Source organism: Micromonospora sp. C28SCA-DRY-2, assembly GCF_030519475.1.
GTDB lineage: Bacteria > Actinomycetota > Actinomycetes > Mycobacteriales > Micromonosporaceae > Micromonospora.
This window is the reverse complement of the sequence record NZ_JAUMKD010000007.1, coordinates 54,496-71,831: the sequence shown is the minus strand read 5'-3', so window position 1 is coordinate 71,831 and position 17,336 is coordinate 54,496. Positions and strand designations below refer to the sequence as shown.

20 protein-coding genes are annotated in these 17,336 nt (G+C 75.2%); 12 read left to right on the top strand and 8 right to left on the bottom strand.

The features are described 5' to 3' along the window. Nucleotides 1–6 precede the first annotated feature (6 nt). The 3 genes from Q3W71_RS24795 (at nt 7) to Q3W71_RS24785 (ending at nt 1,405) form a co-directional block, all read left to right on the top strand. A complete protein-coding gene (locus tag Q3W71_RS24795) occupies nt 7–300 on the top strand; it encodes a DUF6510 family protein (RefSeq protein ID WP_088993634.1) in 294 nt (97 codons plus the stop codon). Nucleotides 301–407: 107 nt separating this feature from the next. Next, entirely contained in the window at nt 408–773 is a 366-nt protein-coding gene (locus tag Q3W71_RS24790; protein WP_302921855.1) for a nuclear transport factor 2 family protein, read from the top strand. A gap of 104 nt (nt 774–877) precedes the next feature. Further along, complete coding sequence (locus tag Q3W71_RS24785; protein ID WP_302921854.1) at nt 878–1,405, top strand: GNAT family N-acetyltransferase; 528 nt, start codon at nt 878–880, stop codon at nt 1,403–1,405. Between the two features lie 47 nt (nt 1,406–1,452). On the opposite strand, the gene Q3W71_RS24780 is transcribed toward Q3W71_RS24785, so the two are convergent. Then, on the bottom strand, nt 1,453–1,614 hold the full coding sequence (locus Q3W71_RS24780) for a hypothetical protein (RefSeq protein ID WP_302921853.1): 162 nt from the start codon (nt 1,612–1,614) through the stop codon (nt 1,453–1,455). A 111-nt stretch (nt 1,615–1,725) separates the two neighbouring features. Continuing rightward, complete coding sequence (locus Q3W71_RS24775; protein WP_302921852.1) at nt 1,726–3,171, bottom strand: M20/M25/M40 family metallo-hydrolase; 1,446 nt, start codon at nt 3,169–3,171, stop codon at nt 1,726–1,728. Between the two features lie 119 nt (nt 3,172–3,290). Here Q3W71_RS24775 and Q3W71_RS24770 point away from each other — a divergent pair, with 119 nt between their 5' ends. Beyond that, entirely contained in the window at nt 3,291–5,441 is a 2,151-nt protein-coding gene (locus tag Q3W71_RS24770) for a glycogen debranching N-terminal domain-containing protein (protein ID WP_302921851.1), read from the top strand. A 40-nt stretch (nt 5,442–5,481) separates the two neighbouring features. Continuing rightward, entirely contained in the window at nt 5,482–6,783 is a 1,302-nt protein-coding gene (locus Q3W71_RS24765) for an NAD(P)/FAD-dependent oxidoreductase (RefSeq protein ID WP_302921850.1), read from the top strand. A 70-nt stretch (nt 6,784–6,853) separates the two neighbouring features. On the opposite strand, the gene Q3W71_RS24760 is transcribed toward Q3W71_RS24765, so the two are convergent. Together Q3W71_RS24760 and Q3W71_RS24755 are read right to left on the bottom strand one after the other, a co-directional pair. Further along, nucleotides 6,854–7,639 carry a spermidine synthase gene (locus tag Q3W71_RS24760; protein ID WP_302921849.1) on the bottom strand — a complete coding sequence of 262 codons (786 nt, stop codon included), beginning with the start codon at nt 7,637–7,639 and terminating at the stop codon, nt 6,854–6,856. Between the two features lie 113 nt (nt 7,640–7,752). Next, complete coding sequence (locus tag Q3W71_RS24755) at nt 7,753–8,733, bottom strand: DUF2267 domain-containing protein (RefSeq protein ID WP_302921848.1); 981 nt, start codon at nt 8,731–8,733, stop codon at nt 7,753–7,755. Between the two features lie 212 nt (nt 8,734–8,945). Here Q3W71_RS24755 and Q3W71_RS24750 point away from each other — a divergent pair, with 212 nt between their 5' ends. Beyond that, on the top strand, nt 8,946–9,260 hold the full coding sequence (locus Q3W71_RS24750; protein WP_302921847.1) for a hypothetical protein: 315 nt from the start codon (nt 8,946–8,948) through the stop codon (nt 9,258–9,260). Between the two features lie 79 nt (nt 9,261–9,339). Here Q3W71_RS24750 and Q3W71_RS24745 read toward each other — a convergent pair whose 3' ends face one another. After that, on the bottom strand, nt 9,340–9,684 hold the full coding sequence (locus tag Q3W71_RS24745; protein ID WP_302921846.1) for an STAS domain-containing protein: 345 nt from the start codon (nt 9,682–9,684) through the stop codon (nt 9,340–9,342). A 172-nt stretch (nt 9,685–9,856) separates the two neighbouring features. Here Q3W71_RS24745 and Q3W71_RS24740 point away from each other — a divergent pair, with 172 nt between their 5' ends. The 5 genes from Q3W71_RS24740 to Q3W71_RS24720 all read left to right on the top strand — a co-directional run bounded on the left by Q3W71_RS24740 (nt 9,857) and on the right by Q3W71_RS24720 (nt 14,256). Further along, nucleotides 9,857–11,593, top strand: a complete 1,737-nt coding sequence (locus tag Q3W71_RS24740) for a PP2C family protein-serine/threonine phosphatase (RefSeq protein WP_302921845.1) — start codon at nt 9,857–9,859, stop codon at nt 11,591–11,593. Beyond that, nucleotides 11,590–12,630 (top strand): B12-binding domain-containing protein, encoded by a 1,041-nt coding sequence (locus Q3W71_RS24735; RefSeq protein WP_302921844.1) that lies wholly within the window; start codon nt 11,590–11,592, stop codon nt 12,628–12,630. Before Q3W71_RS24740 ends, Q3W71_RS24735 begins: the two co-directional genes overlap by 4 nt. A 114-nt stretch (nt 12,631–12,744) precedes the next feature. Continuing rightward, nucleotides 12,745–13,089, top strand: a complete 345-nt coding sequence (locus Q3W71_RS24730; protein WP_302921843.1) for an STAS domain-containing protein — start codon at nt 12,745–12,747, stop codon at nt 13,087–13,089. A gap of 70 nt (nt 13,090–13,159) precedes the next feature. Next, nucleotides 13,160–13,606 carry a response regulator gene (locus Q3W71_RS24725; protein ID WP_302921842.1) on the top strand — a complete coding sequence of 149 codons (447 nt, stop codon included), beginning with the start codon at nt 13,160–13,162 and terminating at the stop codon, nt 13,604–13,606. Nucleotides 13,607–13,761: 155 nt separating this feature from the next. Continuing rightward, nucleotides 13,762–14,256, top strand: coding sequence for an ATPase (locus tag Q3W71_RS24720; RefSeq protein WP_302921841.1), 495 nt, complete (start codon nt 13,762–13,764; stop codon nt 14,254–14,256). A gap of 42 nt (nt 14,257–14,298) precedes the next feature. On the opposite strand, the gene Q3W71_RS24715 is transcribed toward Q3W71_RS24720, so the two are convergent. The 3 genes from Q3W71_RS24715 to Q3W71_RS24705 all read right to left on the bottom strand — a co-directional run bounded on the left by Q3W71_RS24715 (nt 14,299) and on the right by Q3W71_RS24705 (nt 16,899). Beyond that, nucleotides 14,299–15,141 carry a hypothetical protein gene (locus tag Q3W71_RS24715; protein WP_302921840.1) on the bottom strand — a complete coding sequence of 281 codons (843 nt, stop codon included), beginning with the start codon at nt 15,139–15,141 and terminating at the stop codon, nt 14,299–14,301. A 299-nt stretch (nt 15,142–15,440) separates the two neighbouring features. Further along, complete coding sequence (locus tag Q3W71_RS24710; protein WP_302921839.1) at nt 15,441–15,869, bottom strand: OsmC family protein; 429 nt, start codon at nt 15,867–15,869, stop codon at nt 15,441–15,443. 82 nt (nt 15,870–15,951) lie between these two features. Then, the gene (locus tag Q3W71_RS24705; RefSeq protein ID WP_302921838.1) at nt 15,952–16,899 is read right to left on the bottom strand and encodes a serine/threonine-protein kinase; all 948 of its coding nucleotides are present in this window, start codon (nt 16,897–16,899) and stop codon (nt 15,952–15,954) included. Between the two features lie 189 nt (nt 16,900–17,088). On the opposite strand from Q3W71_RS24705, the gene Q3W71_RS24700 reads away from it, so the two are divergent. Next, the gene (locus Q3W71_RS24700; RefSeq protein ID WP_302921837.1) at nt 17,089–17,322 is read left to right on the top strand and encodes a hypothetical protein; all 234 of its coding nucleotides are present in this window, start codon (nt 17,089–17,091) and stop codon (nt 17,320–17,322) included. Nucleotides 17,323–17,336: the final 14 nt, after the last annotated feature.

The following is a 17,336-nucleotide window of genomic DNA, read 5'->3' as shown; positions in this document are numbered from 1 at the left end:
GGCACCATGACCGACATGTCCTACCTGGACGGCAACATGCTCGACGGCCCGCTGCGCGAGCTGTTCGCCGTCGACCTGAGCACCGCCAGCGGCCGCTGCGAGAACTGCGGCATGCTCGGCCCGATGGCCGGGCTGCGGGTCTACTCGCACGCCCCCGGTCTGGTCGGGCGCTGCCCGAACTGCTCCGGGGTGATGCTGCGCCTGGTCCGCTCGCCCGACCGGGCCTGGCTGGACCTGCGCGGCAGCACCTACCTCCAGGTGCCGATGCCGCTCGACCAGCCGCACCCCGGCCCGCTCTGACCGGCCGCCCCGCCGGGGTCGGGGCGGGGATGCGGGATTGGGCGGTGCGGGTGGGGGTGGGTGGGTGACGATCGGGGCGGCGGGCCAGGTCGGCGGAGGGAGCGGTCATGACGGCGGAACTGCGCGCCCGGTCGGCGCGGGAGGTCTTCGACGACCACCTGCGCCTGGCCGCCGAACACCGGTTCGCCGAGGATCTGGAGCGCAACGCCGCGCCGGACGTGGTCGTGCTGGAGCGCCGCGGCGTGTTCCGCGGCCACGCCGGGGTCCGCGAGCTGGCCCGGCTGCTGGAGGAGGAGCTGCCCGGCGGCCGGTACACGTATACCAACCGGCTGGTGGAGGGGCGGGTGGCGTTCCTGGAGTGGACGGCGGAGGCGGACGGCGCCCGGGTCCGCGACGGGGCGGACTCGTTCGTGATCGAGCAGGGCTGGATCGTCGCCCAGACCATCCACTACACCGTCGAGCGCCGAGCCTGACCGGCGCGCCGGCGACGGCCGCGCCGGTGACGCCGGGCACACCCGGACGCCGATCCGGGTAACCCGCTGGACGCCGACCGGAGCGGGGGCCACAGTTGTCCGCCGTGAGATATCTGCGCACCGCCGGCCCGGCCGGCATCCGCCGACCCCGCCCCGGCGACGAGGCCGAGTTCATCGCGGCCGCGCGGCGCAGCCGCGAGCTGCACCACCCCTGGCTCGCCGCGCCCGCCGACCCGGCGGCGTACGCCGCGTACCTCGCGAAGATCCGCCGCCGGGACCACGCCGGCTACCTGATCTGCGACCGGGCCAGCGGGGCGATCGCCGGGTACGTGAACATCAGCGGCATCCTGCTCGGCGCGTTGCGCGGCGGCTACCTCGGCTACGCCGCGTTCCTGCCGTACAGCGGCACCGGGCACGCCTCGGCCGGCATCGGCCTGGTGATCGAGCACGCCTTCACCGTGCTGGGCCTGCACCGGCTGGAGGCGAACATCCAACCGGGCAACGAGCCGTCCCGCCGGGTGGCCCGCAAGCTGGGCTTCCGGTTGGAGGGCTACTCGCCGGAGTACCTCTACATCGACGGGGCCTGGCGGGACCACGAGCGCTGGGCGATCACCGCTCCGGCGGCCGGATAGCGCGGTGCCGGCCGCCCGTGGCGGGGCGGCCGGCACCGGCGGGCGACTCAGCGCCCGGGTCGCCGCGCGTCGGTGCGCAGCATGCCCAGCCGCTCGATGCGCCCCTGCTTGTGCTCCACCCGCCGCCGCTGCCGCGGGGTGAGCTGCTTGCGCCCGCTCTGCCGCAGGTAGATCGGCTGCCGCTGGTCGTTGGACATCGGCGTGCTCATCAGGTTGCCTCCGTCGTGCGCTCAGATCGGACCGACGACCATGCTCCGCCGTCCCCGGGTGAGCGGACCCCACCCGATCCGGGTGAACCGCTCAGCCGCCCGGCGGGAAGCTCAGCTGCCCGGCCGGGGGAACGCCACCGGGCTGCGGTGCCCGTCGCGGCCCACCGCCCGCACGCCGAAGAAGACGTTGTCCTTGGACAGGTCGATGGTCACCTCGGTGACGTCGCCGACCGGGATCACCCGCTGCCACTCCGCCGCGGTGGTCTCCCGCCACAGCACCTCGTAGCCGGCCAGGTCCGGCTCGGTGCCGCGCTGCCAGCGCAGGGTGGTGTCGTTGGTGAGGTTGCTGGTGACGATGACCGCGCCCTTCGGGGTGCCGGGGGCGCGGGCCAGCGACCAGAGCGCGGCGCCGTTGACCCGGGCCACCCGGGTGATGTACGCGAAGTCGCAGAACTCCGGCAGGTCGCCGAACTGCTTGCCGTCGACCACCCGGACGTCCTGGTGCTGGTGGGCGAAGTCCTCGTTCGGCTCGGTGAACCGGCCCGCCGGCCAGCCCTCGCGCAGGAACGAGATGTGGTCGCTGCCGCGCAGGTAGCGGTCCCGCCGGTAGATCACCCGGACCCGCATGCCGGTGGCCGAGTTCTCGGCGGTGTCGGCGACGAACCGGGCCAGTTGCCGCGACGACGAGTCGTTCTCGCCACCGACGGACTGCCGGGTGGCCGCCTCGGCGGGCGTCTCCGCCGTCGGCACCCCCTCGGCGAAGAGCCGCACGCTGCGCGGGTCGCGGGTGCCGTCGTCGGCGGTGCTGCTGCCCACGATGTCGTTGCTGAACATGCCCTGCACGTCCGCGCCGGCCGCCTTGAGCTGCCCGGCCAGGTACGCCGAGCCGTACAGCCCCTGCTCCTCGCCGGCCACGGCGGCGAAGACGATGGTGGCGGCGGTGCGCCGGGTGGCCATCAGCCGGGCCAGTTCCATCACCACGGCCACCCCGGACGCGTCGTCGTCGGCGCCCGGGGCGTCGCTGACCGCGTCCATCACGTCGCTGGCCCGGGAGTCGTAGTGCCCGGTGATCACGTACGTCCGGTTCGGCGACGTCTCCCCGCGCAGCGTCGCCACCACGTTGGTGATCGTCGTGGGCACCGGGATCCGGGCGGCCGGCTGCTGCACGTACGACTGGAGTTCGACGGTCATCCGGCCGCCGGAGGCGGCGGCGTACTCGCGCATCCGGTCGTGGATCCAGTCCCGGGCGGCGCCGATGCCGCGCTCCGGGTCGTCCTGGCTGGAGAGGGTGTGCCGGGTGCCGAACGCCGCCAGCCGGCGGACGATCGCCTCGATCCGCCGCTGGTCGACCTGCCGCAGCAGGTCACGCAGCTCCCGGTCGGGGGGCTGCGGCCGGACCGGGCGGCCGGGCCCGTCCGGCGGGGCGTCGTGTGCGGCGGCCGGCTCGGCCAGCAGGGGAACGGCGACGGTGGCGGCGGTGGCGGCGGCGGAGGCGGACAGGAAGGTGCGCCGGGTGGACCTCGTGGGTCGGTCGCCGGCGGTGTCATGAGATCCCATCACCGCATCCTCGCCATCGACGGTGGTGTTTGTCCATATCGTCGATCGTGGATGTGCTGCCGGTTTTCACCCGGAGCGGGTGATGACGGACGGTGATCGGCGTTCCTACGGTGAGACGTATGGCTGCCGTGCGTGCCACGCCCGCGGATCCGACCCCCGGCCTGGTCGCCACCGCCTGGGAGGGCGGTGACCAGCGGGCCCTGCCGCCCGAGCTCGGCCCGGACTCGCTCGCCGTGCTCAGCGGCCCGACCTTCATGTACGCCGACCGGTGCGGGGACGTGCCGCCGGGCAGCATCGGCGGCCTGGTGCACCTGGACACCCGGCTGGTCTGCGGGTGGGTGCTGTCGGTCAACGGGAGCCGCCTGCTGGCGTTGCGCTCGCAGACGCTCCAGCACTACTCGGCCCAGTACGTGCTGACCAACCCGGACCTGCCCGGTCTGCCCCTCAACAGCCTGGGCCTGCGCCGGCTGCGCTACGTGGGCGACGGCTTCCACGAGCGGGTGACCATCGTGTCGTTCCGGCCGGAGCCGGTCCGGTTCGAGCTGCGCCTGGCGGTGACCGCCGACTTCGCCGACCTGTTCGAGGTGAAGTCGGGCGTGCGGGACCGCTCGGCGCAGATCGTCCGCGACCACCAGCCGGACCGCTCCGAGCTGTGCTTCTCGTACGCGGTGGACGGGTTCGCCGCCGAGACCCGGGTGCGCAGCTCGATGCCGGTCGCCCGGATCGAGGGCGACGAGCTGGTCTGGCGGATCGAGCTGTCCCCACGCCAGGAGTGGGAGGTGGACCTGCACGTGCCGCTGCCGCCGGGGATGGGGGTGGTGGAGCCGGTCCGCGGCGACATCGCCGACGTGGTCCACCAGCGCGCCGAGGACCCGGTGCGCCGGTGGACCACCAACCGGGCGCTGCTGACCAGCGACAACGAGGCTCTGACGCAGACCGTGCGCAAGTCGCGCGACGACCTCGCCGCGCTGCGGCTGGAACTCGAGGTCAGGGGGCAGCGGATCGTGTTGCCCGGGGCGGGCCTGCCCTGGTTCCTCACCGTCTTCGGCCGGGACACCCTGATCACCGCGTACCAGACGCTGGGGGCCGGGCCGATGCTGGCCAAGGGGGCGCTGCTCGCGCTGGCCCGCTTGCAGGGGCGGCGCTGTGACGACTTCACCGACGAGGAGCCCGGCAAGATCCTGCACGAGGTACGCAGTGGCGAGCTGACCCGGACCGGGGTGAAGCCGTACACGCCCAACTACGGCACCGCGGACGCCACCCAGCTGTGGCTGATCCTGCTGTCGGAGTACTGGCGGTGGAGCCGCGACGACGAGACCGTCCGGTTGCTGCGGGACAACGCGATCGCCGCGCTGCACTGGATCGACGACTACGGCGACCGGGACGGCGACGGCTACGTCGAGTACGCCACCCGCTCGCCGGAGGGGCTCGGCAACCAGTGCTGGCGGGACTCGCCGGACGGGGTCTGCTTCGCCGACGGCCGGATCCCGGTGCTGCCGCTGGCCACCTCCGACCTGCAGGGCTACACCTACGACGCGAAGCTGCGGCTGGCCGAGCTGGCCGACGGGCCGCTGGCCGACCCCGCGCTGGCGCAGCGGCTGCGCGCGGACGCGGCCGGGCTGTTCGACCGGTTCAACCGGGACTACTGGATCGAGGAGCGGGGCGGTTACTACGCGGTCGCCCTGGACGGCGACAAGAACCGGGTCGACGCGATGACCTCCAACCTGGGCCACCTGCTGTGGAGCGGGATCGTGCCGGCGGAGCGGGCGGCGGCGGTGGTGCGGCAGTTGATGTCGGACGACATGTTCTCCGGCTGGGGTATCCGGACCATGTCCCGCCGCGAGCGGCTCTACAACGCGCTCGGCTACCACCTGGGCACCGTCTGGCCGCACGACAACTCGCTGGCCGTGCTCGGCCTGGCCCGCTACGGCTACCGGGACGAGGCGAACCGGATCAGCCTGGCGCTGCTGGAGGCCGCCGAGCAGTTCGGCCACCGGCTGCCCGAGGCGATGAGCGGCTTTCCCCGGGACCGGCTGATCTTCCCGGTGCCGTACCCGACGGCGTGCAGCCCGCAGGCGTGGGCCACCGGCGCCCCGCTGGCCTTCGTCCGGGCCATGCTCGGACTCGAGCCGGTGGACGGGCGGCTGACCCTCGATCCGCACATCCCGGCCGAGATCGGCCGGATCAGGGTGGACCGGATCCGGGCCTTCGACCACTCCTGGGACGTGGAGGCGGTGGGCGACGCCGGGTACGTCCGGCTTTCCGGTTGAGGCCACGTTTGTCCCTCCAGTCGGTGGGAACGGGGCCGCAATGACGAAACCTCGTGTGGTGATCGTGGGGGCCGGGTTCGCCGGTTACCACGCGGCGAAGACCTTGAGCCGGCTGGCCCGGAACAAGGCCGAGATCGTGGTGCTGAACTCCACCGACTACTTCCTCTACCTGCCGCTGCTGCCCGAGGTGGCCGCCGGGGTGGTGGAGCCGACCCGGATCGCCGTGCCGCTGGCCGGCACGCTGGACGGGGTGCGGGTGGTCATCGGCGAGGCCGACCACGTCGACCTGCAGAACCGCTGGGTCGGGTTCACCCAGCCGGAGGGGGACCGCAACCGGCTGGCGTACGACCGGCTGGTGCTCGCCGTGGGCAGCGTCAACAAGCTGCTGCCCATCCCCGGGGTGACCGAGTACGCGCACGGCTTCCGCGGCCTGCCCGAGGCGCTCTACCTGCACGACCACGTGGTCCGTCAGATCGAACTGGCCGAGCAGGCCGAGGACCCGGCCGAGCAGCGGGCCCGGTCCACCTTCGTGGTGGTCGGCGCCGGCTACACCGGCACCGAGGTGGCCGCACACGGCCAGCTCTTCACCGACGCGCTGATGGCCCAGCGACCACGGCTGAAGATCCGCCCCCGGTGGCAGCTGCTCGACATCGCCCCCCGGGTGCTGCCCGAGCTGGACAAGCGGATGTCGGACACCGCCCACCGGGTGCTCGAGCGCCGGGGCGTGGACGTGCGGATGGGCACCTCGGTCGCCGAGGCGACCGCCGACGGGGTCAAGCTCACCGACGGCGACTACGTGCCAACCTGCACGCTGGTCTGGTGCGTCGGGGTGCGCCCCGACCCGTTCGTGGCCGAGCTGGGCCTGCGCACCGAGCGGGGCCGGCTGGTCGTCGACGAGTACCTCACCGTCCCCGGCTTCCCCGAGGTGTACGCCTGCGGCGACGCCGCCGCGGTGCCCGACCTGACCCACCCCGGGCAGATCTGCACGATGACCGCACAGCACGCCCAGCGGCAGGGCAAGCTGGCCGCGCACAACATCGCCGCCTCGTACGGACAGGGGCGCCGCCGGCCGTACCGGCACCACGACCTGGGCTGGGTGGTCGACCTGGGCGGCCGGGACGCGGCGGCGAACCCGCTGAAGCTGAACCTGGCCGGACTGCCGGCGAAGGCGGTCACCCGCGGCTACCACCTGCTGGCCATGCCCGGCAACCGGGCGCGGGTGGGCGCCGACTGGGTGCTCGACGCGACGCTGCCCCGGCCGGGGGTGCAGCTCGGCCTGGTCCCGGCCAACGCGGTGCCGCTGGAGAGCTCCTCGCCCGAGGTGGCCGTCCGGGCCCGCTGAGCGCCTCGCCGCCCGACGGCAGCAGGGCGGAGCAAGCCGGCGTCGGTGGCGTGCGGGCGCGCTGCGCGCCTCAGCGGAGGGCGGCGTCGGTGGCCGGGCGGGCGCCGGCCACGAACGCGTCCAGCGCCGGGCCGTGCAGCACGCCGCCGGGCACCCGGTCCCGGAGCGCGAGCACCGCCAGCCGGCCCACCGGCAGCCGGCCGGGTCGCCGGGCGGCGGCCAGCACCAGGTTGCCGTAGCGCCGGCCGCGCAGCATCCGCCGGTCGGCCACCAGGCACACGTCGGCGAAGGCGGCGCGCAGCGTGGCCGCCTGGACCCGGGCGAAGACCAGCGGCGGCAGGTCGGTCACGTTGACCAGGTAGATGCCCTCGGGGCGCAGCACCCGGGCCGCCTCGGCGGCGAACTCGACGGTGGTCACGTGCCCGGGCATCCGGGCCGCCCGGTAGATGTCCGCCAGCACCAGGTCGTACCGCCCGGTCGGGGCGGCGGCCAGCGCGTCCCGGGCGTCGGCGACCTCGGTGCGCACCTGCGGCGGGAGCGCCGGCAGCTCCCGGGCCACCAGCTGGACCACCGCCGGATCGCGCTCGACCACCAGCTGCGCCGAGCCGGGCCGGGTGGCGGCCAGGTAGCGGGGGAGGGTCAGCGCCCCGCCCCCGAGGTGCAGCACGTCCAGCGGGCGGCCGGCCGGCGCCGCCAGGTCCGCCACCGCCGCCATCCGCCGCACGTACTCGAAGTGCAGGTGGCGCGGGTCGGTGACGTCCACGTACGACTGCTCGACGCCGGCGGCCAGCAGCGTACGCCCGCCGGGGCGGGCCGGGTCGTCGACCAGCTCCAACCGGTCGGCGGCGCGGTCCATGGCGGGCACGCTAGCCGACCCCCGCGCCCGGCGTGGCGGGCGGGCCGGCGCTGCGGGCCCGGCCGGCGCGGGACGCCGGCGCGCCACCCGGGCCCGTCGGCCCGCGGGGCGGGTCAGCCGCTGTTCAGCCCGGCGCCCGCCTCGTCGATCGCGGCGTCGACGGCGTGCGCGAGGTCGACGTCCCGCGCCGTCACCGCGCGGGCCTGCCGGGAGCGGACCGTCACCACGGCGGTGGTCTGGTCCACCCGGCCGATCCGCGGCCCGCGTCCGGTCTCCTCCCGGAGCTGGTCCAGCCGGGCCAGCACCCGCTCCAGGTTGTCCGGCGGCAGGGCGATGGTGCGCGACAGCGAGTTGGTGTCACCCGACCAGTACGGCAGGTCGCCCAGCGCCTCGCGGATCTCGGCGTCGCCGAGCGTCGGGGTGCTGGTGCTGGCGCCCACCACACCGCCGCCGGGCTCCGGCGGGGCCAGCAGGTCCCGCAGACCCTCCGGCACGTGCAGTGACGCGACCAGCTCACCGTCCTGGTCGCGCAGCGCCGCCATGGTCGCCTCCGCCTGGTAGCGCGCGTGCTCCGGGGTGTTCCCGCTGATCCGGCCCACCTCGGCCAGGAAGCCGGACAGGTCCTGGTGCCGCTGGATGCCGTCGACCGGGACGACGTCGTGCAGCTTCGGCGGCACCGCGGTCAGCAGCCGCTGTCGTTCCGCCTCGCCCAACGCCCAGGCCAGGACCAGCACGGTCGCCTCGGCGCCGATCTTGGCGGTACGGAAGTCCGCCCCGGTACGGCGGGCGACGTCCTCGACCAGCCGGCGGTAGCCGACGGTGGTCTCCGCCGGCGTACCGGCGCCGGGTTCCGGGCGGGGCCGGGGGTTCTCCGGGATGCCCGCCGGCGGCGGCGCCGGGCCGCCCCGGGTGCTGTCCGGCTTGTGCCGGCTGCCCGCCGGCTGCGGGCCGAGGCGCTTGCCCCGGTCGAGCTTGGTGAGCTGCTTGGTGGCGCTCAGGCTGGCGCCGACCTCGCTGGCCTGCATCCCGCGCTCGCGGGCCTGCCGGGCCAGGGCCCGGCGGCGTTGGTTGTCGCCCTCCATCTGCTTGCGCATGGTGACACCTCGCTTCCGCTGGTGTTCCCTCGCTTCCGTCGGGCCGCCTTCCCGCCGTCGCCGCGGCCGAAACGGACGCTCCGGGTCGGGCAGCGGCGCCGGGCCGGCCGCCGGCAGCTTCATCCGGCCGGGGTGAGGGACGCTCACCCGGGCGGCGCCGACGATCGGGGCGGACCGGGAAACTTCCGAGGTACGCGGAAGGGAAGGTCGTCATGAAGAGGATCGTCGAGATCGTGCCCGCCCGTCCGGGCTGGTACGCCCGCTGGCGGCTCTCGCCCGAGGACACCCGCTGCTACCCGGTGAGCCTCTGGGCGTTGCTGGAGGAGGCCGACGGCACCGGACGCGAGGTGGTCGGGGTGGACTGCATCGGGCAGTGGCCGGGAGCGGACGACAACGAGGCGGGTGGGGAGTTTGTCCGCTATCTCTTTCAGACGCCCGATTCCGGACCACCGGACGACGCGGAGCCACCCGCGGCGCCCCGCCGTGGCAGCACCGGGCCACGACTACAGCCGGTGGCCACGCCCTGAACCATCCTCCGGCCCCCGACCCCTGGTCCCAGGGTCGGGGGCCATCCCCCCGCTCGGGTCGAGCGACGGGTGGCCCGCCTCAGCCGACGGCGCGCATCCCGCCGTCGGCCGGGCGCTCCACCCCGAGCAGCTCGGTCAGGCCGGTGCGGTTGAGCAGCGACGCCAGCTGCGGGCCCACGCCGGTGAGCCGGACCACCGCGGCGTCGCCGCGGTGCGCCACCACGAGGGCACTGAGTCCGGAGGAGTCGCAGAGCGTCACGCCCGCCAGGTCGATCAGGAGTTCCCGGTAGCCGTCCCGGCGCAGGTCGGCCGTGGCGGCGACCAGCTCCGGGGCGGTGTCGAAGTCGAGTTCGCCGGACAGCCGTAGCCGGGCCCGGCCGGAGTCGAGCCGGTCCACCTCGATGGTCAACAGCTGGGCGGCCATCCCTCCATGTTCCCAGCCCCCGGCCGGGAGGCAAGCCGGGGGGCGCGGGGCGGTCCGGCCACGCGCGGGGTGGCGTTACCGGCGTACCGGCGTAGGGTGGGGTGACGGACCCGACCAGCATGCCGGGTGGACGGCGGTGCGCGGTGTCGATGGGGAGAGTGGGGCTCAGCTGGTGACTTCAACCGACGTCAGGGACTGGGACCCGGGCGACGGTCGGATCTCCACGCCGGGCATCGCGCGGGCGCCGGGGCGGCCGGCCGCCGGCCCGGTCGGCCCCGCGCTGCCCGCCCTGGCCCGCGACCGCGCGCCGAGCCCGGTCGACTGGTCCGAGGTCGTCGAGCACTTCCGGGAGGGCCTGGTCGTCTGCGACGCCCGGGGCGTCGTCCGGCACGTCAGCCCGGTGGCCGAGCGCCTGCTGCCCGAGGTGGTCGCGGACGCACCGCTGGCCGCGGCGGGCCTGCCGCAGCTCAGCGCCGGTGGTGAGTTCACCCACCACGGCCGCCGGCTGCGGACCCGCCTGGTGCCGCTCTCCGGCGGCCGCTGCTGCTGGTACGTCGAGGACGTCACGGAGAGCGTGACCCGCGCCGACGCGCTGCTCGCCGAGCGGGCCCGCTCGGCCTTCCTCGCCGTGGTCGGCGAGAAGCTCGGCAACCCGCTGCACCCCGACCGGGCCGCCGCGGCGGTGGTCCGCCTCGCCGTGCCCACCCTCGCCGAGGTGGCGGTGCTGGTGCTCGCGCCCCGCTCCGGCCGGGCCCGCTGGTGGCGGGCGACCCGGGCCGACGACGAGGGGCACACCGTCGACAGTGGCGTGCTGGCCGCCGTGGACCTGCCGGCCGCGATCGGCGAAGGGCTGGCCGGCGCCGAGCCGCACGCGGTCGACTGGCTGGTCGAGCAGGCCGCCGAGGCCGGCTGGCTGCCCGGGCTGGCCGCCGCCGACGTCACCGCCCGGGTGGTGCCGCTGCCCGGCCGGGACGCGCCGGCCGGCGTGCTGCTGGTCGCCCGCCGGGCCACCCGGTGGTACGAGCCGGCCGACGTCGACCTGGTGCGTGCCTTCGCGGCCCGGGCCGGGGCGGCGCTGACCACCGCGCTGCTCTACCGCGACCAGGCCGAGGTCGCCGACACCCTGCAGGCCAGCCTGTTGCCGGTGGAGCCGGCCGAGGCGGCCGGCGTGCAGTGGGGCACCGCCTACCGGCCGGCCCAGGCCGGGCTGCGCATCGGCGGCGACTTCTACGGCTCGCACCGGCTGGCCGACGGCGGTTCGGTCTTCTTCCTCGGCGACGTCTCGGGCAAGGGGGTCGAGGCGGCGGTCTTCACCGGCCAGCTGCGCCAGTGCCTGCAGGCGCTGCACCGGGTGGAGTCGCAGCCGGCCCGGCTGCTGAAGCTGCTCAACGACGCGCTGCTGGAGACCACCCAGGCGCACGGCCAGGGCCGGTTCGCCACCATCGTGCTCGGCGTGGTGCGCCCGCACCGCGACGGCGGCCTGACCCTGACCATGGCCGGCGGCGGGCACCTGCCGCCGCTGGTGCTGCGCGGCTGCGGCACTGTCGAGCCGGTGCCGCTGTCCGGGATGCTGATCGGGGTGGTGCCCGACCCGCGCATCGGCGAGGTGACCGTCCGGCTGGCGCCCGGGGAGACCTGCCTGCTCTACAGCGACGGCGTGACCGAGGCCCGGGGCGGGCGGCGCGGCGACGAGCAGTTCGGCACCGACCGGCTGGTCACCGCGCTCACCGACTGCCACCGGATGCCCGCGCCGGCGCTCGCCGAGCGGGTCGAGCAGGTCACCTGCGACTGGCTCGCCCACGGCGACCACGACGACATCGCCGTGCTCGTCCTGCGCGCGGCCGGTCCGGGCACCCGGGCGGCCCGGCACCTGCACGCCGTACCCGAGACGAGGGAGACCCGCCCGTGACCGCCGCGACCACCGAGGCCGGCCCGGCGGCCGTCTTCCCGGCCTACCTGCACTGCCTCCAGGAGGCCGACGAGTACGCGGCGATCGAGGTGGCGCGGGGCCTGCTCGACGCCGGCGTGCCGGCCGAGCGGGTGCTGCTCGACCTGGTCGCCCCGGCGCAGGCCGAGGTGGGGGAGCGCTGGGCGCGCAACGAGTGGAGCGTGGCGCAGGAGCACGCCGCCACGCACATCAGCGAGCGGGTGGTGGCGGCCGTCGCCGGGTACGCCGATCCCCGCCCGACCCGGGGGCGGGTGGTGGTGGCGTGCATGGACGGCGAGTGGCACGCCCTGCCGCCCCGGCTGGTCGCCGAGGTGCTGCGGCTGCGCGGCTGGCAGGTCACCTTCCTGGGCGCCAGCGTGCCGGCCGCGCACCTGGTGTCGTACCTGCACCGGCACGACGCGCACGCGGTCGCCCTGGCCTGCGCGCTGCCGATGCGGCTGCCGCACGCGCACCGGATGATCGAGGCGTGCCGCCGTTCGGACGTGCCGATCGTGGTGGGCGGGCGCGGGTTCGGGCCGGACGGGCGGTGGGCCCGCCGGCTCGGCGTGGCCTGGGCGCCGGACGCGCCCTCGGCCGCCGACCTGGTCGCCGACGAGCGGTCGTTGCGCCGTACGCCCGCGGCGCAGCTGTCCCACCTGGTCGACGACGAGTACGCCGGCCTGGTCCGCCGGCGGGGTGAGCTGATCGACGGCGCCCTGGCCGACGTGCGCGACCGGATGCCGGCCAGCCGCGACTACACCCCGGCCCAACTGGACTCCACGGTCAGCGACCTCGGCTACATCCTGGACTTCCTGGCCGCCGCGCTCTATGTGGACGACGGCACGCTGTTCACCGACTTCGTCGCCTGGATGGCCGGCATCCTCACCAGCCGGGGCGTGCCGGCCGCGGCGCTGCCGATGACCCTCGGGCACTACGCCACGGTGCTGCGCGACCATCCCCGGGCGGCCCGGTTCCTCGCGCAGGCCCGGGCGACGGTGACCCCGGCCGGTGCCGGCTGACCGCGCCACGACCGCTGGCCGGCGGACCGGGCGTGGGTCGCGACGGGCCTGGGCCTCCCCCCTATACTTGCTCCACTGCAAGCGTCTGCCTGCGGCGGAGCGAGGGAGATCCCGGTGACGTTCACCGTCAGGTACACCGAGCGGGACGGCGGGGCACGGCTGTGGCTCGCCGGAGAGCTCGACCTGAGTACCGCCGGGGAACTCGTCGCCGTGCTCGACCGGCTCGCCGACGCGGGGACGCACCGCCTGCTGGTCGACCTGACCGGGTTGACCTTCTGCGACTCCAGCGGCATCGCCGCCTTCGTCCGGGGCGACAACCGGGCCAGCGCGGCCGGGGGCTGGCTGCGGGTCACCGGGGCCAGCGGCCGGGTCGCCCGGGTGCTCGAGGTGACCGGCTTGGCCGACGTCCTCGGTCACGATTCCGACATGACCGACCCGGCGTCACAGACCACGCCGTGATGGGCTAGATTTCCCCGCCAGCCACGGTGATCGTCAGGTCCCCGTCCCCGCCGACCAGAGGCAGGTAGTGATGCCTTCAGACACCCCGACTCCGGTTCGTATCCTGGTGGTGGACGACGACCCGGGCGACGTCCTCATGATCGAGGAGGCGCTCGCGGACTCCGACGTCGACAAGGTCATCGACGTGGTCGGCGACGGCCAGGAGGCGATGGAGTTCCTGCGCCGCGAGGGGCGGCACACCGACGCCCGGCGGCCCGACGTCATCCTGCTCGACCTCAACATGCCGCGGATGGACGGGCGGCAGGTGCTCGGCGAGGTCAAGCGCGACGAGGACCTGCGGACCATCCCGATCGTCGTGCTGACCACCTCGAACGCCGACACCGACATCGTCAGCAGCTACACCCTGCAGGCCAACGCGTACGTCACCAAGCCGATCGACCTGGACGACTTCAACGACGTGGTGCGCCGGATCGACGAGTTCTTCGGCCGGGTCGTGGTGCTGCCCAAGCGTTCCTGAGCCGCGCCGACTCGCCCCCGGGCGGACCCGCCGGCCGGCCCGACGACCCGCCGCCGCTCGGATGCTGAACATTTTTCCCGAACCCGCTCGGGCGTCGCCGCCAGCGCCGAGGATCCAGGTGGGGAAGAAACACCAGCTGCCTGGGGGGCGACAGTATGAGGTTCTCCGTCGTTGACATCGGCTACGACCAGCGGCAGGTCGATTCCTGCCTGGACGAGCTGGGGATCCGGTTGACCCGGTTGGCGGCGCGGGCGGAGCGCGCCGGGGGGACTGGGCGGGAGTGGGACCTGATCCGGCAGGAGGCGACCGGGCTCTGCGGGCTGCTGCGGCGGCTGGAGGCCGGCGACGCGGGCGCCGGCCGGGGCGGCGCCGGCGAACGGGAGCGGGAGGCGGCCGAGCTGCTCGCCCGGGCGCGCCTCGAGCTGGACGCCGCCCGCGAGGAGGCCCGGCAACTGCGCGAGCAGGCGTACGCCGACGCGCTGCGCGCCCGCCGGGAGTTCGAGGCGGCGCTGCTGGACCGCCGACGCCGGGAGGACCGGGTCGACGAGATCCTCGGCGGCCTGCGCACCGAGCCGGTGCCGGCGGACACGCCGACTGCGGCCGCGGCGGTCACCGGGCCCTCAGGGGTGCCGGCGCCCGGCCGGCGGTGACCCGGCCGGGCCGACCGCCGACGCGAGGCGCCGTCGAACGACTCAGACGAGCGCGGCCACCACCGTGGTGGCCCGACCCTCGTGCTGGGCGTACGCGTCGGGGAAGGCGGAGATCTGCACGGCCTGGGCGGCCGCGGTGACGCTCATCTCCTGCCAGCCGGGGATCTCGCGCAGCGCCTCGTAGAACGCCCGGGCCGCGTAGGCCGGCCGCATCAGGTCCTTGACGGTGCCCCAGCCGCTGCTCGGGCGCTGCTGGAACAGCCCGACCGAGTCGTGGTCCCAGCCGATGGCCTGGTGCGGGTAGTTCTGCGACTCGGGCAGCACGCCGCTGGCGTAGTTGTAGAGGTTGCTCTCCTGCATCGCGGTGGCGATGGCGACCACCAGGCCGCGGCGGGGGATCTTCATGTCCACACCGACGTCCACGATGATCTTCGCGTTGTCCATCTGCGCCTGGGTCAGGCCGGCGACCGGACGGGGGCGGCGCGGCTTGGCGGGCTTCTTCGGGGCCTTCTTCTTGGTGGCCGAGGGGGTGGGCTTCGGGGTCGGGCTGGGGCTGACCGGCGCGGGGGAGACGGCCCGGTCCAGCGACCGGGAGGCCGCCTCGTCGGCCGCCGCGGCCCGCTCGGCCACCGCCTCGGCGAGCGGCTCGCGCGGCGCGTCGTCGCCGCGCACGACGGCGATCGTGGCCACGCCGAGGCAGCAGGAGACGCCGGTGGCCAGGGCGACCCGGGCGGGGGCCGAGGTCAGCAGGGCGCGGACGCCGCGCCGGGACGGCTCCGGAGCGCGGTGACGGCCGATCGTCCGTTCGGATGATGCGGCATCGGCCGGCGGGGTGTCCGGCCGTTCCTCGGTCAGCTTCTGGTCGAAATGGTCGTCGGGGTGCACCCGCCGAGGCTAGAAAGTGCCTCGGCCGTTGCCACCGGTCTGGTTGGTGGCATGCGTCACAATTTCGCCCGATCTGCTGGACGATCGAGGGCGGGAATCCGCTTAGCTCACATCGCGGCGCTGTCCGTCTTTCCGTTCATGTCGTATATACCCGCTGGTAACGGGCGCAACGTGGATCTTGGGACGGTTCGGCGGGCCGCTCGACGGCCTCCGCCGAACAGTGGAGGCCGTCGTAGCCCGTTCAGGCGAGGAGCGCCTGGCCGGGCGGTCCATCTCCGGCCGGCCCGGCACCCGGGCGGTCAGTGGCGGCCGTTCTCCGCCGGGGTGACGGTGAGCCGGTGACGGCTGCCGTCGCCGCTGGAGAACGGCCACAACCGGTCGGCGTGCTCGACCAGTTGGGCCAGCTGCTGCCGGCTCAACCCGGCCGAGGCGATGGAGGCGTGCACGTCGGCCCGGTACCGGCCGTCGTCGTCGCGGCCCAGCTTCGCCTCCGCCCGCACCTGCACGGTGTGCGCCTCGTCGGTGATCCCGCCGGCCGCCTCCACCGCCGCGTGGTGCAGGCAGGACGCGAAGGCGGCGGCGAGCAGCTGCGACGGGGTCAACCCGGTGCAGTGCGGTGCCAGCGGGGACGCCAGGGTGGTGGAGAGCACCTCGTCGTCGGTGCGTACGTGGCCGCCCTCGGCGGTCGCGGTGGCTGTCTCGTTGAGCCAGGAACTCGGATCCGGCATCGCGTTCCTCCCGTCACTCCCCGCCCGGCTACCCGGCCCCTGACCGGTGAAACCGCAGGACAGGGCGCGTCCGGGCGGGCGGTCAGCCGGCGTGGCCGGTCAGATCGGCGGCCGCGGCCACCTCGGTCGCCTCGGCGGCGGCCCGCTCGGTCCACGGGGAGACCGCCGCCCGCCGGGGGCGCGGGGGTGTCGGCAGCCGCATCGGCACGTACACCCGGGCGTCCACCGCCTCGGCCAGCACCAGCGCGGCCATCAGGCTGCTCGGCCGGGCCGCCGGGTCGTCGGTCAGGCAGCGCGCGCAGAGCTCGGCCACCTCGGCCGGCAGCCCGTCGACCGCCGGCAACGGCCGCGGTGGTTGCCGGCGGCGCGCGCCGAGCAGCTGCGTCATCGTGCCGGCCGGGTACGGCAGCTCGCCGGAGAGGCAGTAGTAGAGCAGCACGCCGAGGGCGTACATGTCGGCGGCCGGGGTGGCCGGGGCCCGGTCCAGCTGCTCCGGCGCCAGGTACGCGGGCGTGCCGACCAGCATCCCGTCGGGCATCGGGTCCGGGGTGCCCGCCGGGGTGGCGATGCCGAAGTCCAGCACCTTCACCCCGGCCGGGGTGAGGATCACGTTGGCCGGCTTGACGTCGCGGTGCACGATGCCGTGCGCGTGCGCGGCGGCCAGCGCGGCGCTCACCTCGGCGCAGACCCGCACCGCTATCCGCCAGTCCAGCGGCCCGGCCCGCAGGTGCGCGGCCAGCGTCTCGCCCTCGGCCAGCTCCATCACGATGTAGGGCACCTCGCGGCCGGGCAGCGTCGCGCAGGTGCCGAAGTCGTGCACGCTGGCCACGTTCGGGTGCACCAGCCGGGCCGCGGAACGGGCCTCGGCCCGGATCCGCTCCACCGAGGCGTCTTGGCCCTCCTGCCCCGGCGAGATCAACTTCACCGCGACCAGCCGGTCCAGCACCGCGTCGTGGGCCCGCCAGACCTCCGACATGCCGCCGATGCCGATGCGCTGTTCGAGCCGGTACCGCCCGTCCAGCGTTCTCATCGACCGCTCCTCGTCTCCGTGGCGCCGCCCGCGCGGTGCCTTGGGCAGCGGTACCCGGGCCCCGATCAGGGCAAACCGCCGGCCGATCCGGCGCGACCGGGTCCGCCCGGCGGGGTGGGCGGGTAGCTTGCGAGCCAGGGCGGTGGTCCGGGCCGGGCGGGCCGGCCGCGCGGCGCGGGAGGTCGGGCGATGAGCGAGGTGACCGTACGGTTCGTCGGCGGACCCGCCCACGACCTGGTCCGGCGGCTGCCCGCGGACGCCGACGGCGCACCACCGGCGCGGTGGATCCTCAGCCACCCCGACGGCGCCGGCGCGGTCACCCCCGGCGGGCCCGACCACCTCTACCAGCGGGGCAACCCCGACGGCGGGGGCACCTGGACGATGACCTACGTGCGCACCGACCCGGTCGGGGTGACCGAGTGAGCGGCCCACAGCTG

Bases quoted from the DNA above. Each gene is read 5' to 3' on its own strand.
- Q3W71_RS24795 (WP_088993634.1), top strand. From the start codon at position 7: ATGACCGACATGTCCTACCTGGACGGCAACATGCTCGACGGCCCGCTG.
- Q3W71_RS24790 (WP_302921855.1), top strand. From the start codon at position 408: ATGACGGCGGAACTGCGCGCCCGGTCGGCGCGGGAGGTCTTCGACGAC.
- Q3W71_RS24780 (WP_302921853.1), bottom strand. From the start codon at position 1,614: ATGAGCACGCCGATGTCCAACGACCAGCGGCAGCCGATCTACCTGCGG.
- Q3W71_RS24775 (WP_302921852.1), bottom strand. From the start codon at position 3,171: ATGGGATCTCATGACACCGCCGGCGACCGACCCACGAGGTCCACCCGG.
- Q3W71_RS24770 (WP_302921851.1), top strand. From the start codon at position 3,291: ATGGCTGCCGTGCGTGCCACGCCCGCGGATCCGACCCCCGGCCTGGTC.
- Q3W71_RS24765 (WP_302921850.1), top strand. From the start codon at position 5,482: ATGACGAAACCTCGTGTGGTGATCGTGGGGGCCGGGTTCGCCGGTTAC.
- Q3W71_RS24760 (WP_302921849.1), bottom strand. From the start codon at position 7,639: ATGGACCGCGCCGCCGACCGGTTGGAGCTGGTCGACGACCCGGCCCGC.
- Q3W71_RS24755 (WP_302921848.1), bottom strand. From the start codon at position 8,733: ATGCGCAAGCAGATGGAGGGCGACAACCAACGCCGCCGGGCCCTGGCC.
- Q3W71_RS24750 (WP_302921847.1), top strand. From the start codon at position 8,946: ATGAAGAGGATCGTCGAGATCGTGCCCGCCCGTCCGGGCTGGTACGCC.
- Q3W71_RS24745 (WP_302921846.1), bottom strand. From the start codon at position 9,684: ATGGCCGCCCAGCTGTTGACCATCGAGGTGGACCGGCTCGACTCCGGC.
- Q3W71_RS24725 (WP_302921842.1), top strand. From the start codon at position 13,160: ATGCCTTCAGACACCCCGACTCCGGTTCGTATCCTGGTGGTGGACGAC.
- Q3W71_RS24720 (WP_302921841.1), top strand. From the start codon at position 13,762: ATGAGGTTCTCCGTCGTTGACATCGGCTACGACCAGCGGCAGGTCGAT.
- Q3W71_RS24710 (WP_302921839.1), bottom strand. From the start codon at position 15,869: ATGCCGGATCCGAGTTCCTGGCTCAACGAGACAGCCACCGCGACCGCC.
- Q3W71_RS24705 (WP_302921838.1), bottom strand. From the start codon at position 16,899: ATGAGAACGCTGGACGGGCGGTACCGGCTCGAACAGCGCATCGGCATC.
- Q3W71_RS24700 (WP_302921837.1), top strand. From the start codon at position 17,089: ATGAGCGAGGTGACCGTACGGTTCGTCGGCGGACCCGCCCACGACCTG.